At 59.1% G+C, this 13,860-nt stretch carries 12 protein-coding genes; 7 read left to right on the top strand and 5 right to left on the bottom strand.

The window, feature by feature from the left end:
- Positions 1 to 10: 10 nt before the first annotated feature.
- From AC3WRD_RS07185 to AC3WRD_RS07165, 5 genes are all read left to right on the top strand, one after another.
- Positions 11 to 2,380 (top strand): hypothetical protein, encoded by a 2,370-nt coding sequence (locus AC3WRD_RS07185; protein ID WP_102620010.1) that lies wholly within the window; start codon positions 11 to 13, stop codon positions 2,378 to 2,380.
- A 76-nt stretch (positions 2,381 to 2,456) separates the two neighbouring features.
- Positions 2,457 to 3,377, top strand: a complete 921-nt coding sequence (locus AC3WRD_RS07180) for a hypothetical protein (protein ID WP_096821436.1) — start codon at positions 2,457 to 2,459, stop codon at positions 3,375 to 3,377.
- Between the two features lie 19 nt (positions 3,378 to 3,396).
- Positions 3,397 to 4,689, top strand: coding sequence for a hypothetical protein (locus tag AC3WRD_RS07175; RefSeq protein WP_102620011.1), 1,293 nt, complete (start codon positions 3,397 to 3,399; stop codon positions 4,687 to 4,689).
- Positions 4,690 to 4,692: 3 nt separating this feature from the next.
- Positions 4,693 to 6,510, top strand: coding sequence for a hypothetical protein (locus tag AC3WRD_RS07170; RefSeq protein WP_102620012.1), 1,818 nt, complete (start codon positions 4,693 to 4,695; stop codon positions 6,508 to 6,510).
- Between the two features lie 30 nt (positions 6,511 to 6,540).
- On the top strand, positions 6,541 to 7,590 hold the full coding sequence (locus tag AC3WRD_RS07165; protein ID WP_102620013.1) for a hypothetical protein: 1,050 nt from the start codon (positions 6,541 to 6,543) through the stop codon (positions 7,588 to 7,590).
- Between the two features lie 44 nt (positions 7,591 to 7,634).
- Here the strand turns inward: AC3WRD_RS07165 and AC3WRD_RS07160 are convergent, their stop codons facing one another.
- Together AC3WRD_RS07160 and AC3WRD_RS07155 are read right to left on the bottom strand one after the other, a co-directional pair.
- Positions 7,635 to 7,943, bottom strand: coding sequence for a cupredoxin domain-containing protein (locus tag AC3WRD_RS07160; RefSeq protein WP_102620014.1), 309 nt, complete (start codon positions 7,941 to 7,943; stop codon positions 7,635 to 7,637).
- A 14-nt stretch (positions 7,944 to 7,957) separates the two neighbouring features.
- Positions 7,958 to 8,929: a metallophosphoesterase family protein gene (locus tag AC3WRD_RS07155; RefSeq protein ID WP_096821441.1), complete on the bottom strand. Its 972-nt coding sequence runs from the start codon at positions 8,927 to 8,929 to the stop codon at positions 7,958 to 7,960.
- A gap of 154 nt (positions 8,930 to 9,083) precedes the next feature.
- Here AC3WRD_RS07155 and AC3WRD_RS07150 point away from each other — a divergent pair, with 154 nt between their 5' ends.
- Both AC3WRD_RS07150 and AC3WRD_RS07145 read left to right on the top strand, forming a co-directional pair.
- Positions 9,084 to 9,605, top strand: a complete 522-nt coding sequence (locus AC3WRD_RS07150; protein WP_096821442.1) for a sigma-70 family RNA polymerase sigma factor — start codon at positions 9,084 to 9,086, stop codon at positions 9,603 to 9,605.
- On the top strand, positions 9,598 to 10,344 hold the full coding sequence (locus AC3WRD_RS07145) for an anti-sigma factor family protein (protein ID WP_102620015.1): 747 nt from the start codon (positions 9,598 to 9,600) through the stop codon (positions 10,342 to 10,344). The genes AC3WRD_RS07150 and AC3WRD_RS07145 overlap by 8 nt, the downstream gene beginning before the upstream one ends.
- Positions 10,345 to 10,384: 40 nt before the next feature.
- Here the strand turns inward: AC3WRD_RS07145 and AC3WRD_RS07140 are convergent, their stop codons facing one another.
- The 3 genes from AC3WRD_RS07140 to AC3WRD_RS07130 all read right to left on the bottom strand — a co-directional run bounded on the left by AC3WRD_RS07140 (position 10,385) and on the right by AC3WRD_RS07130 (position 13,832).
- Complete coding sequence (locus AC3WRD_RS07140; protein ID WP_102620016.1) at positions 10,385 to 11,428, bottom strand: alpha-xenorhabdolysin family binary toxin subunit B; 1,044 nt, start codon at positions 11,426 to 11,428, stop codon at positions 10,385 to 10,387.
- A 28-nt stretch (positions 11,429 to 11,456) separates the two neighbouring features.
- Positions 11,457 to 12,656 carry an alpha-xenorhabdolysin family binary toxin subunit A gene (locus tag AC3WRD_RS07135; RefSeq protein WP_102620017.1) on the bottom strand — a complete coding sequence of 400 codons (1,200 nt, stop codon included), beginning with the start codon at positions 12,654 to 12,656 and terminating at the stop codon, positions 11,457 to 11,459.
- A 270-nt stretch (positions 12,657 to 12,926) separates the two neighbouring features.
- The gene (locus AC3WRD_RS07130; protein ID WP_102620018.1) at positions 12,927 to 13,832 is read right to left on the bottom strand and encodes a helix-turn-helix domain-containing protein; all 906 of its coding nucleotides are present in this window, start codon (positions 13,830 to 13,832) and stop codon (positions 12,927 to 12,929) included.
- Positions 13,833 to 13,860: the final 28 nt, after the last annotated feature.

The raw sequence follows: 13,860 nt of genomic DNA, 5'->3' as shown, positions 1-13,860 counted from the left end.
GGAGCATGACATGAGCGTATTGAACTTCCCCCGCATCTACCTCAACGGCCATATGTTCTGGAACCCGCCGACGGCCAACAACAACGATGTGCTGCCGCTCTATGACGCGGTGAAGATGGATATCAACTGGCCGTTTACCAGCTACTACGACATCACGCAGGAGAACGCGCCCACCACCCTGATGCCCTGGATCATTTCACCCGTGCAGCAGAATGATCTGCCGCCCTATGTGCAGCAGGTTCCGACCAACGGAAGCCCAAACACCTTCCCGTTCATACCCGCCGAATGGGACCTGTTTGGCGACAACGCCTGCGGGACGGTGAGTTACCAGAGTACCCGCTCGACCATTATTGGCGGCGAGTTGCAGGCCAACACCTACATTGCTCAGGACGCGCTGGTCGGCAGGGACTTCCAGCTGCTCGGCAATCCCTTTGGCAGTCAGAGCCCGACGGCCGCCCGCTTCGTCGATATCAGCCCGTGGCAGAACACCTTCACGGCGCTGTACTTCGACAAGCTGCAGCTGGGGGATGCCACCTGTGGCCTGACCCTGAATCGTCAATACCGGATGCTCGACCGCTTCCTGACGTTCAATTGGGCCGGTGACTTTGGCGGTCTGGCGTATGTCACCACCACCTGGCAGACCTGTTTTCCCCGGGACAATCTGGAATGGGTCATCGGCGATTCCGTCCTGCTGAGCAATCTCCAGCAACAGATGGAGGCTCAAAACGCTCAGGGCCTGATGTTCAGGTTCGCCACGTACCTCACCTGTTACGACAGGAACGGTGTGTTCAACGACTTCCCGTACATCAACACCCGCAACAATGATCCATCGGCGCTGGCCCGTATGACGGCGATGTATCAAAAGGGGCTGGACAACGTTTCCGATATTTTCTTCAACCCCGCCTACAACCGTACCGTAGCGACCCTGGGTCTGTGGTTCGACCACGAATACCCCACGGCGCCCGCCGGCCCGCGTCTGGTCACCGACCAGAAGATCATGGTCACTCGCCCCGGCATGTCTCAGCCGACAAGCACCAATCTGGGTGTGACATCGGCGCAGATCACCAACAACACGCTGTCGCTGGATCTGGCGAACACGTTTCCGTTCTATCCGCTGGACAAGAACGCCGATGTCCTGACTGCCGAGAAGTTCCAGGCCGGCGACTATAAGCTGGGCGTATCGCAGAACGGGAATTTCGTGCCGGTGGTCGACATCGGTTTCGATCAGTACCGACAGTCGGCATTCGACAAGCGCTCGGGCCTGCTGGATATCCCTCTCAACGCCACGCAAACGGCCACCTTGCAATCCGGTCCGCTGGAGTTGCAGCAACAGAACTCGACAGGATCCGTGAAGGCCGCCGTTCAGCAAGTCTGGACCGCCGAGGTGGTAGAAAGCGGCACCTTCGTCGACGTGAACGATCGCAAGACGCTGAACATCATGGTGCAGAAAAATGGTCAACCGGCCGCCAACACCACGCTCTGGGTGGTGGAATACGGCAACCCTTACAACGTGACCACCAGCGACTATTACCTGACGTTCAGAAACAACCCCGACTTCACGCTGTTCTACGACAACGCAGACCGCAACAAAAACACCGCCCACCTGCCACAGTTCAAGGGCGCGGCGCCTGTAGCGAACTACCTGGCCACCGGCAGCGGTCGTCGACTGGTCAATCTGGAAACCAAAGACAAACCGGTGGGCGTTCCGGTCAGTTATCAGTCATTCATGAATGGACCGAGCAAACCGATCACGGTCCCCCTGACCCCTTGCCTGGAGTTCGACGCCGGCGTCTACGTCAGTGGAACGCTGGATAACGATCAGACGGTGGATTACTCCTACGTCGCCACCACCACCGACGCCAACGGCATCGCCCAGGTGAGTTTCAAGGCTCTGGCTCCGGGTTTCCCTACGCTGCGCTTCATCGTCAAGGAAGGCACCAGCGACCCGGTCATCCCGTTCAGCTTCGCGCTCAACAAGGCTCAGATCGACTTCCTCACCCCACTACGCGTCCTGCCTCTGGACATGCAGTTGCAACAGGACTTCGTCAATTACTGGAACGACATCTACAAGGACAAGAATGCGCCCGAAGCGATCTGGGATGACTTCATCTACCCACGGGTTCTCAAGACGTTCTATTACCTGTACCCGATCATGAACAAGTTCATGCCGCTCAACTCCCGCACGCGGGTGGAAGGCGCTGTCGATCAGTTGATCCGGCTGATCAGCAAGGAGTACCAGGAAGAAAGCACCCTCGCGATGCCCATCACCCGCGACCTGTCGCAAAGCCGTCGCGCCGTGCTGGAGTTGTGGGCGCAGAAACTGGTCAAGCGCAACTTCCCGCCCATGCCACTCCATATGAGTGATTACGACAACCTCTGACCCACGCTGCTCAATCAGGAAAGATGAGCCACTGCGGGAGTTCGCTCCCGCCGTGCGCTTTGCCAAGGAGTGACCCATGAAAGTCAGCCTCTTGAATCGTCTGTTGCTGCTGATCCTGCTGTTCAGTCCGCCTGTATTTGCCCAGGACACCGGCGCCGTGTACTTCACCATGGGGGTGCACAACACCGAAGGGTGTAATGAGCAGAATGGCAACTGCATCGCCACGCGTCTTCCCGGCGAGCCCTCCGATCCGTTCTTCCCGGCGTTCTGGATCAGCAACTGGACCATGTACCGGGTGATGCACAACTACGAAAAGAACCCGCCACCCTACAGCAACCCACCTTCGACCCTGACGCCTGCGGACTACACCGTCTCTCGCGGAACCAGCTACTACGACACAACGTACATCCCGCCGGATGGCGACGGCTTCGGCGCGATGATGGAGCACTACGAGAAATACTGTCTGCCGATCTTCCCGATCAAGAACAACAACTACACCTGCTCGTTCGTGTCCCTGGGCAACAAGGCGTACTTCCTGACCTACCCGCAAGACCGCCCGAAAGACATGCCGGCCTGCTGCATGTTTTCCCCGATGAATCATCCGCCACGGCAGGACTTCATCGAACACCTTCCTTACAGCGCCGAGCGCAGCAAAAACCTCAACGGCAGCGTGCAGGCTTACGCCCTGGATCTCGATTCGCCGCAAGGTCCGATCCTGTTCGGCTATGCCTTCTACAAAAAAATGTCGGGACAACCGCCCTACCGGCCGCCGCAATCGTTCTTCTTTTCCGGCGATAGCAGCGTCGCCAACGCGCCGATCGTCAGCCAGAACTACACCGACTTTCACATCGCCAAACCGGACCCGGCAAAGACCTGGGCGCAGGTCGCCGCCATGTGCCCGTCGAACCCGCCGCCCTGCCAGTTGTTCGAGCCACCGGAATCGCAGAGCAATGGCCACAAAGCGCAGTGGAACAAACTCATGCAGCGTAAACCGTGATCAACGACGAAGGATCGCCATGAAAACCACATTCCGTTATTCCGTGATATTGCTGGGTCTGGCCAGCCTGCCGGTGCTGGCCAGGGAACAAGCCATGACATCGACGCAGGCCAGCCAGTTGAACTGCCAGCCGCCCAGTACTGCACCGGCCGCTACGGCTGGACAGGATCAATTCGATCAGTACAGCTGGCAGATGTTCATCGCCTTGAGCTGGCCGGCAAAGAACGGGCAGCGCGGCAATCCCGACTGCACCAAACAGCCCGGTGCGGCCGGCTACACCGTCTGGCAGACCTACAAGACCGTCGGCGAAATCTTTCTGCCGAATGCCGCCAATCCCGGGCCGTGGAATTCCCCGCAAATCGCAAAAAGCTTCAACATCATCAACATCGCCTCGTTGAAAAACAGCGCTCAGGTGAACGCCGTCGATCAGGCGGTCGGCGGCTGGTTGATCGATCAGGCCCGGAACCCGACCTACTACGACATCTCGGCCAACGAGACTTCGTACAACTACATCGTGGGCAACAACTTCTATAACGCCGACGTCGTTTCCAAAGCCAACAACATCCAATTCCCCTGGGGCGTCATCGAGATCAAATCGAGCTGGCGCATTCTCACGCCTCGTGACAACGCCCGCCGTTACCTGACCATGATCGCGCGCGTGGCCAGGTTCAATGACCAAGGCGAGAAGATCGGGGTCAGCGAGGCGTTTCTGGGGCTGGTGGGTCTGCACATCATCACCAAGGCGAACGGTTATCCGCAGTGGATCTGGTCGACCTTCGAACAGGTCGACAACGTTCCGCCGAAGGTGCAGGTGAACGGTCAGTGGGTCGATCAGCCCGCGTCTGGCACGGCCTATTCCTACTTCAACGCTGCTGCGCCCGCCGCGACGCTCAACCAGTCGCCGTGCGACTGGCAGACTCAGGGCCCGCATCAGGTCTGCGTGCCCAAACCCGGCACCACGTTCCAGACCCCGAATCCGCTGAACCGGGTCACCCCGATCGCCGACATCACCAACCAGATCAACGCCAGTTACCAGGCCGACCCGGGGCTGCAAAAAAGCGTGTTGAAGTACTACCAGCTCATCACCACCCAACGCCCGCTGATGCCCGACAACCCCGGCAACCCGCTGGGTCAGCCGACGCCGGCACTGTCGGCCAACGTGACCATGGAAAGCTACATCCAGCCCAACAGCAGTTGCATGAACTGTCACTCCATGGCGACACCAGTCAAGAGTCCTTACAAGTCCGATTACTCCTATCTGTTCAAATTCGCCAATTCGCCACTCGGCAAAACCATCAAGGACGGGAAATAAATCATGAGCATCCTCAATGGCCCGCGACTGAATTTCTGGGGTGGTATCCGCACGGATGTCAGCCTGCCGAACAATTCACCCACCATTCCTTATAACGGCGATGACAACTGGCCGATCTTCGACCTGACCACCTCGACCCTCGCAGCGGGGGCCCAGTCTTACACCGACGATCAGTTGAACAACATGATCAATGCGCCCACGGGCGACTACTACACCGCCGGCGGCTGGAATCATTACGGGCAGCATGTCGTCGACATGCAAAACGCGCTGATCAGTTCCCAGGGCAGCCCCGGCAGCGTCAGTACCACCGGGGATATGGTGGGCCAGCCGGTCTATCTGCTGGGTTCTGTGGACCCGGTGACCGGACAAGGGCCGGTATCGGGCCCGATGATGGTGGATCTCGACCCCACCTCGACCACCACCACCCAGATATTTGTCGGTGGTCTGCAAATCGGTGGCAGTAACAACATCCAATTGCTGATTCGCGCCAATACGGTTTGCAGCAGTCTGGATCTCGGCATGCGGGTGCTGCAGCCACTGCCGAGTGAGATGGATTCACCCGGCTCTTGCCGTATCAGTGGCACCTTCCAGCTGACCTTTCCCCTGAGCAGTATTGTCAGCTGGAACCAGAACAGCAGCGGCTTGCGATCGATCATCCAGGCGCCGGGGGCCACCGGTATCGTCCTGCGCTTCGTGATGTTCGAAATGTGCCCGACGATGACCACGCCCCAGCTGCAAGCCGATTATGCCGCCGGCAGAGACACCCCGAACCCGAGCATTGGCCGGGTCATCGGTACATTGGCTCCGGCGTTCGCCAATGAGCCGCTGAACTGCCAGGCGGGCCGTCAGATTGTCAATCAGGACACCGGCGGCACCGGCTACGCCGACCTGAGCAACGCGCAAATGCTGAGCGTCGACATGGTCAACATCATTCCGAAAGAGACGTTCAGAGTCGTCAGGGATGACATCACCAGCCCTATCGGACCTAACGGGAATTACGGTCCTGTGACCCTGGCAGCCGGTGAGACCACCCTGACTACACTCGATCCGACCAGCAGTCCCCTGCTCGATTATTACGTGTATGGCGGCATTGTCGATGTGCCTCTCAATACAACTCAGCAGTCTGCGGTCAGATCCTCAGCGCTGGCCATCAATGCCCCCGGCACGGTCGCCGGGACTACGTTGCAGGCAACAGAGTCCGTCTATCGGATCTATGCCGATCAACGCAGTGTCTATACCGAGGACTACCCACAGGGCCTGTCGATTACGCTGCAGGTCCGGTATCTGGGTGCTGCGGTGACCAGGACAACTGAAATCGATCTCACCGCCGCGCCCTCGGGACCGTATTACACGCAACAGCGGTACTGCGACTTCCTTTATTTCCCCCCGGCGTTGACGGTGAGCCCCGGTCAATTGGCCGTCACTTTCTCCGTCAACGTAAAACCCGCAGCAGCTCCCTTCGCCGGTTTCGTCGCCCTGACCTACACCGTCAACGGTCAGGAAAGCGGCACGTATTTCACCAACTTCCGCAAATACGCCCAGACCGACTTCGGCATCCCCAGGGGCACCACCATCACCTGGCAACTGATGTATCCGAACGTTCTGCGCTTTCACTACCTGGCATTCCCGGCCATGTCTCGCTACATCCCGCTGAACCAGCCCGACGCGATCATGGGCGCGAAGAACCCGATCCTCGCCCGAACCTCGGATGCCTACAAAGGCACCACGCTGTTCATGCCCGTGGTGCGCTCGATGTCGCCCTGTCAGCGGGCACTGCTGCGGGCCTATCTCACGGGCGAGCCGTGGCAACCGCCGCAGTAATCGCGTCCATCAGCCCATGGAGAGAAACCTATGACTGTTCATATTCCTGCGCGCCCCCGCGAGACCCTGCGCCCGAGCACCATCATCGCCGAAGGCCTGCTGAACCCTCGCGGCGCCTGCGTGCAAGCCGACGGCAGCCTGCTGCTGGTCGAAGCCGGTTCAGGCCTGCCGGACCAGACATTCAGCGGTCGCATCAGCCGACTGCGACCTAACCTGCTCAAGCCCGGCGCGTATCTCGCCCCTGAAACACTGGCGCAAGGTTTCCGCGCCATGAACATGCAGGCCCGCATGCTGCGCGATGAAATCATGGGGCTGTCGGACATCGCCTGCGGTGACGGGCGCTGCCTGGTCAGCCAGACCGACTATGTCGAGGGCTCGAAACTGCTGGACCTGCAATACACCCCGCCCGAGCCGGTGTTTCACAGCCGGGGCAATCTGAATGCGCTGTGTTATCACCCGACTCGCCGCAGTTGGCTGGCCGTCAAACCCGATACCAATCAGTTGGTGGAGTTCAGCACCGGTGAGGATGAACAGGTGCTGGTGCAGTTGCCCGATCTGGACATGGGCCAGGAAGCCGTCCCCGTCACGCTGGTGCACGAACCGGCGACGGACGCCGTGCTGATCAGCCTGTTCTCCGGAGAGCTGCAAAGCGACCCGAGCCGCAAAGGCATCGACTTTGATGATCAGGCCGGCCAGGTGATCCGGGTCTGGCCCGACACCGGCCGGATCGAAGTGCTGATTCGCGGCCTGCAACTGCCCACCGGACTCGCGCTGTGTCCGCAAGGAAACGTCTTGGTGCTGGAGCTTTGCAGTCGTCTTCAACAACCTTTGCCGCCTGACTGGAATGGCGAAACCCTGCATGGCGGGTTCACCCGGTTCAGCGGGCGACTGTTGAGCTGCGATCTGCAAACGAGCGAAGTAACCGTACTCGCCCGCGACCTGGATACTCCGTCCAACCTCTGTCTGGTGCAGGACGCGGTGCTGGTGAGCGAAGGGATGGGTTTGACGGGGCGCCCGCTGCCCACGCCGGATAACAAGGTAGTTGCGTTGAGCGGCAGACTGCGTCGGGTGCAGCTCTGAAAACAGAAAAAAGGGCGCGGCCTCATTGAAGCCGCGCCCTCTGTTTACTGAGTCACCACTATCTTCCCGATCATCTGCGGATGCAGCACGCAGAAATACTCGAACTCGCCCGGCGTGTTGAACACCCAGGAAAAACTGTCATTGGTGTCCAGCGCCCCCGAGCGAAACACCTTGTGGGTCTCTGCCACCGTATGCGGGATCTGATCGTCATTCACCCACGTCACCTTGGTGCCCACGGCCACGGTCAGGTCCTTGGGGCCGAACATGAACTCCTTGATATCGACCTTCACCTCCTGCGCCCACGCCGGCATCGACAGCATCAGGCACACCACCGCCAAAAATCGCGTTTTCATCTGGCTGCCCTCCCCTAGACCAGTGTCGAATCGATCAGCGCCAGCGGATGATCGCCTTGTGTCGCACGCACATCGGTGATCCCCAGATAGTTGCGCAACTGATCGGCTGCCACGGTCATCGGCCCCGGAGACGGCGCCGCGCCCGGTGCCGGTTGTGGATACGCCGTGCCACGGGCGGTGTGGAAGGTGATGTTGCCTTCGACCTTCTGGATGACCTGATGGATGTGGCCGTTCAACACCGTCACCGAGCCGTATTTGCGCAACATCGCAATCGCCTGATCGCCATCCTCGGTGCCCCAGCCCCATGGCTGATAGATCGTCCACAGCGGAATGTGGGTGAACACGACGACGGGCGTACTGGTCGAAACCGCGCGCAGATCATCAGCCAGCCACGCCAGTTGATCGGCGCCGAGCGTGGCTTCATGGCCGGCCTGAAAGTTGAAGACATTGACCAGCGCGATGAAATGCACGCCATGATCATCGAAGCTGTACCAGCCGTTGCCTTTGGTGCCCTTGCCGTAACGTTCCAGATAGAGCTTGCCGCCGCCCTCGTCGAGGGTGTCGTGTTCACCGGGGATGTAATGCACGGTAGACGGCAGGCCTTTGAGCACCTGCGCCGCCGTATCGAACTCCTCGGCCTTGGACAGGTGCGTGATGTCGCCGGTGTGCAGGATCAGCGACGGCCGTTTCGGCAGTGCGATGACCTTGTCGATCGCCACTTGCAGCGTTTTCACCGGTTCCGGATTGGCTTCCTTGTTGAAGCCGATGTGCGAATCGCTGATCTGCACGAAATGAAAGGTGCTGGCCAACGCCTTGGGGTCGGTGACGTTACCCGCCTCATCCATCGCAAACGCTCTGGGAATGCCGCCGCTCAATGCCCAGAGGACCCCGGCCCCGGCCCACGCCGAGCATTTGAGCAGCGTTCGCCGGTCGGGGTTGTGCAGCAAGCCGTCGGTGCGCAGTGGATGTTTTGCTTGATTGTCCATGGGGATGTCCTCGCTGGCGGACTACAGTGATGTAGCTGACACCAGGTAGAACCACGCGGGGCGAACGTTTATTCCACGCTGCAAAACAAATTCTTTTCAGGGAATAAAACACGACGCATCACGGTTATAGGGGTGTGACGGTGCGGAAACCACTATGAATCGATTTGAGGAACTGATTGCGCCGCACCTGGACGCGGCTTACAACCTCGCGCGCTGGATCACAGGCAACGACAGCGCTGCACGGGACGTCGTGCAGGAAAGCGCCCTGCGCGCCTTCAGGTTTTTGCAGCGTTTTGCCGATGGCAACGCCAAGGCCTGGTTCCTGACCATCGTGCGCAACGAAAGCTACACCTGGCTCAAAGCCTCGGCCGGACGCCACTGGGTCGCTATCGATGACGAAACCGGCGATAGCAGCGATAGCGGCGGCGCACTGAGCCACAGCCAGAGCCCGGAACTGCTGGCCATTCACACGGAAAACGCGGCGTTGCTCCAGCAGGCACTGAGCGCCTTGCCGCCGGCGTTTCGCGAGGTCATTGTGCTCAAGGAACTCGAAGACATGCCCTACAAGGACATCGCCCTGGTGGTCGATATTCCCATCGGCACCGTCATGTCGAGACTGGCCCGGGCGCGTGCCATGCTCAAGCTGGAACTACTGAAGTTGCACGATCATGAATGAACTCCACTGCACGGTTTGCCAGACACAACTGCATGGCTACCTGGATCAGGAACTTGATCCGGCGATGGCTGCGGATGTCGCTACGCATCTGGCCACATGCGCTGACTGTGCGCGGCTGCATGATGAGGCCAAATTACTGAAGGTCAGCGTGAAACGCCATGCGCCGTATTACTCCGCGCCGCCATCACTGGCGGCCAGCGTGTTGGCCGCCGTTGCGCCTGCATCGCCGAGCCCGTTCGAACGCTGGCGAAAATGGTTCGCCCCGGCATTTTCCGCAGCGGCCCTGGCCTTGGCGATGGTGCTTTACGTGACAACGCCGGGCAGCGAACAACCGTTGATGGACGAAGCCGTCTCCAGCCACGTGCGCTCGTTGATGGGCCAGCACCTGAACGATGTGGTGTCGTCGGATCGCCACACCGTAAAACCCTGGTTCACCGGTAAACTCGACTTCTCACCACCCGTCGTCGACTACTCGGCGCAAGGCTTTCCACTGCTCGGCGGACGGCTCGATTACCTGCAACACCAGACCACCGCTGCCCTGAGTTACGGCCGCGCCAAACACATCATCAATGTGTTTATCCTGCCGACAACGGACGCCGACAAACCGTCGCAGAGCCAGACGATTCGCGGCTTCAACGTGATTTCCTGGCAGGCCGGTCACATGCGTTTCGTGCTGGTTTCCGATGTCGAGAAAAGTGAGCTGGAGGCGTTCAGCCAACTGCTCAGAAATGGGGTCTGAAGCAGGCGCAGCCCGTCGCTTGACCGACTGCGCCCGGCCCTCAGTTGATCATGAGGGCGTTGTAATCCGCACTCAGCGTGACCAGGTGCGTCTTGTACCGATTGATCAGCGAAGACAGATCGCTGCGCGAGTAGTCGCTGTTCTTCAGGCGCTCAAGTGCCAAGGCAAAGCCTTTCCAGACATTGGCCACTGCGGTGATCTCTTCACCCGCGACCCGCCGCTGACGGCTGATCTCGACGATCGCACTGGCATCCGACAGCACATCCTCTGCCGCTTGCAGATCGGTATTGAGCGCATTCATTGCCTGGGAAATGCTCTGGATTTCCTTGTCCAGATTGTTGCGCGCAGTCGCCAACTCGCTGTACTTGATGCCCTCGGACACCACGCCCAGCACTTTGCGCACCAGTTCGATGCCCTGCTTCACCGCCTCTTTCTTCGGGTTGGCCATGTCGATGCTGTCGAGCACCTTGCCCGACGGGATCGCATTCTTGTACATCTCGGCCAGATTGAACTCGCGAATCACCTCCTGAGCCTTGACCAGGGTGTCGCGTTGCTCCACACAGGTCGCCTTGCTCCGGCAGTGTTCATCCAGATGCGCCAGGATCCGTGCCTTGCGCTGTTTGGCAACGCTCAACGGCTCATTGGCGCGCTCACCGATTTCGACGCTGTAGACACTGCGCACATCGTTGTCCAGACGCTGCGCGCACTCTGTAAACCGAGCCTCCACACGTTCGAACATCGCCTCGACGATCCCTTTGATATTGCGGATTTCAGCGTTGAGCAAGGTCCGGTCTTCGGTCGTCAGGTCATCCCGGCCGAGGGTGTCGCGCAATTCTTCGAGCGCCGAGAAATAGCTGTCCCCGGACGCGTTGCTCAATGCGGTCAACAGAACCGGAAACGCTTCGCGCAGGGTCTGATCGGTGTTGTTCAAATACGCGGCGACTTGTTGCGCGCGCTCTTGCAGCACGTCGGAATGAACATTGCGAAAACGCGCCAGGGTCGAAATGTCGCGAATGGTCTGCACGATGCTCTTCACGTCGACCGTCGGGATATGCGGGGTATTGATGGGTGTAACGCCGTTCATGGCAATAATCCTCAAAGCGAATGGGCAATCAGTTGAATGATTTCTTGTATTCATCCAGGGCGGCATTGAAAGTTGCCAGCAACTCCCCGGCGGTGCTTTTCACATCACGCCACGGGTCGATCACCAGCGCGAACTCGGCCACGAACGTGGTCAGGCGCAAGGCATCGTTGATGCGCTCGAACTGCTGCGCCGAGGCATCGATCTTGCTGAGCATGGTTTGCCACATGGTGTTGAGGATGTTCAGCGCGGCTTCCGCGCCGGCCATGCGAATGCCGATATCACCGAAATTCGACATCGAACTCTCGATGGCGCTCTGCAGGCTTTGCTTGCCGCTAACGCTCTCTTCCAGCGCATCGACCTCGGCCTTCAGAGCATTGCGCTCCTTGCGCGCGGTCTCGGCCTTGGGGCCGAAGATCGAACCGGAAATCGGCCAGAAGATCGGCAGCACGCCGGAGAACGACATGCCGACGTAATAGTCGTAGTCCTTGTCCAGCTGGGTGATCCGCTCCTTCTTTTCCTTGATGGTCTGTTGGGTGCTGGCGATCGACTCCACCAGGTTGTTGCGTTCCATCAGGTCGTATTTGCCCTTCACTTCCGACTGCAGGCCGAACACCCGCTTGCCGGTCGACAAATCACCACCGGACAGTTCGATCTTGAAGTTGGAGATGCGATCCTTGAGTTCCCGCGTCGCACCTTGCTGGCGCTGAATGTCGACCTTCATCAGCTTGATGATTTCAGTCACTGCCGAGGCCACTTCGCCGTCGTCCGACGTGTACGTGATACCGGCCAGATCATTCCCGGTCATTTGTCCGAAGGTGGTCCTGACGCGCTCCATGATCGGCATTTCCTTGATCACGGATATGATTTCCCCGCCGCTGCTGACGATGTTTTTCGCCGCCGCCGCCAGATCGCTGCTCTGCTGAAGGATCTTGGTTTCAACCGCATCCCAACTGGCGGCGTGAATGCGGATCTTTTTGAACAGCACCTGGATGTCGGCCGGCTCCAGACCTGCGACATCGATCTTCTTGTACTTGAGGTACGACTCGACTTCCGGCAGGTCGCCGGGCAGCGACAGGCCCTTTTTCACGTACTGCTTGATCTTGATCACATCTTCTCGGGTCAATAACCCGGCATCGCGTGCAACGCCCGGATATTGCCCGGAGATAAGATGAAGTACCGCTTGCGGCAGGTTGTTACTGCTTTCCGACTCTTTCAATGGAACAGCCATCTTGAATGCCTCTATTCATACGGCCGGTGCAACCATTGCACCGGTCCGCAGAACGCTAGATGACTTTTCTGAAGGAGCAGGAGAAACAGAACGATTCGATAAAACCTTCGCAAGTCTTTGATTTTCATTGATTTAAATCAGAATAATCGTACACATGAAACATCGAGCAACAGACGCCGGAAGGGTCTTACAGACAACGGTTACTTTCGGGCCGTTAAACACACGGCAATCCGTACTCAACGCAATAAAGCGCACATTTCATAGTGCGCTTTATTTGCTCGATCGCTTGAGCGTCTCACTGGGAAGTTCATTGAACAGCGCCCGATAGCTGTTGGAAAACCGCCCCAGATGCCAGAACGACCAGTTCATCGCCACTTCGGCCACCGTGGTGCCTGAAGCCGCTCCCTTGAGTAACTCCCGGCGGGCACTGTTGAGCCGGCGCAGGCGCAACCACTGGGTCGGTGACATCCCCGTGTAGGCCTTGAAGGTCTGCTGCAGTTGCCGCAACGAAACGCCGGCGACCTGGGACAGTTCCAGCAGATTGAGGGTTTCCTCCGGCGAATCCGCCGCCCATTCCCCCACCCGTTTCATGGTCGTGCGCTCTTCCGCGCGGCGCTGCAAACCGCCGCTGTCGAGGCACACGCAAGCGTTGTCGAGGATGAACAGGCAGTCCTCCAGCAACTGTTGGGTCAGTGCTTCTTTGCTTGGTTGATCAAGGGTTTGCGACAACTTCGTGAGGGTCGAGCTTAACCAGCGACTGAACAGCGCGTTCTGCGCGCCGTTGAGCGGCGCCATGAACAAACCTTCCAGCCGGGCCACGTCCAGGCCGTTGCGGCGCACGAATTCGGGGCCGAACACCACGGCGATTTCCTGGTAGTTCTCCGGGGTGATCCAGATGTTGCGGCTCTCTTCGTTCAGCAGATACAGCGCGTTGTCACTGCGATCGAAACAGAACGCCAAAGACCCCGAAGGCGCACTGAAATTCTGCTCGACCCGGGTGTTCATCTGTTCTTCGTAGACCTCCACGCCTTGCAAGTCCAGATAGCGGATTCGCCCGGCGAAATGCCCCGGCGACATCTGTTGGTAATGCTGGACCCAGCCCGGTGTGGCGCGAACCTGTTCGGCGACATCGGCGGTGTTGAAAGCTTGAACCTGTAGCGGATTACACGTTGTCATGGGAGACCTTGCGCACTCTTTTGGTGCG

Source organism: Pseudomonas sp. FW215-R2, assembly GCF_058789255.1.
This window is presented reverse-complemented; position numbering and strand designations above follow the sequence as displayed.

Bases quoted from the DNA above. Each gene is read 5' to 3' on its own strand.
- AC3WRD_RS07185 (WP_102620010.1), top strand. From the start codon at position 11: ATGAGCGTATTGAACTTCCCCCGCATCTACCTCAACGGCCATATGTTC.
- AC3WRD_RS07180 (WP_096821436.1), top strand. From the start codon at position 2,457: ATGAAAGTCAGCCTCTTGAATCGTCTGTTGCTGCTGATCCTGCTGTTC.
- AC3WRD_RS07175 (WP_102620011.1), top strand. From the start codon at position 3,397: ATGAAAACCACATTCCGTTATTCCGTGATATTGCTGGGTCTGGCCAGC.
- AC3WRD_RS07170 (WP_102620012.1), top strand. From the start codon at position 4,693: ATGAGCATCCTCAATGGCCCGCGACTGAATTTCTGGGGTGGTATCCGC.
- AC3WRD_RS07165 (WP_102620013.1), top strand. From the start codon at position 6,541: ATGACTGTTCATATTCCTGCGCGCCCCCGCGAGACCCTGCGCCCGAGC.
- AC3WRD_RS07160 (WP_102620014.1), bottom strand. From the start codon at position 7,943: ATGAAAACGCGATTTTTGGCGGTGGTGTGCCTGATGCTGTCGATGCCG.
- AC3WRD_RS07155 (WP_096821441.1), bottom strand. From the start codon at position 8,929: ATGGACAATCAAGCAAAACATCCACTGCGCACCGACGGCTTGCTGCAC.
- AC3WRD_RS07150 (WP_096821442.1), top strand. From the start codon at position 9,084: ATGAATCGATTTGAGGAACTGATTGCGCCGCACCTGGACGCGGCTTAC.
- AC3WRD_RS07145 (WP_102620015.1), top strand. From the start codon at position 9,598: ATGAATGAACTCCACTGCACGGTTTGCCAGACACAACTGCATGGCTAC.
- AC3WRD_RS07140 (WP_102620016.1), bottom strand. From the start codon at position 11,428: ATGAACGGCGTTACACCCATCAATACCCCGCATATCCCGACGGTCGAC.
- AC3WRD_RS07135 (WP_102620017.1), bottom strand. From the start codon at position 12,656: ATGGCTGTTCCATTGAAAGAGTCGGAAAGCAGTAACAACCTGCCGCAA.
- AC3WRD_RS07130 (WP_102620018.1), bottom strand. From the start codon at position 13,832: ATGACAACGTGTAATCCGCTACAGGTTCAAGCTTTCAACACCGCCGAT.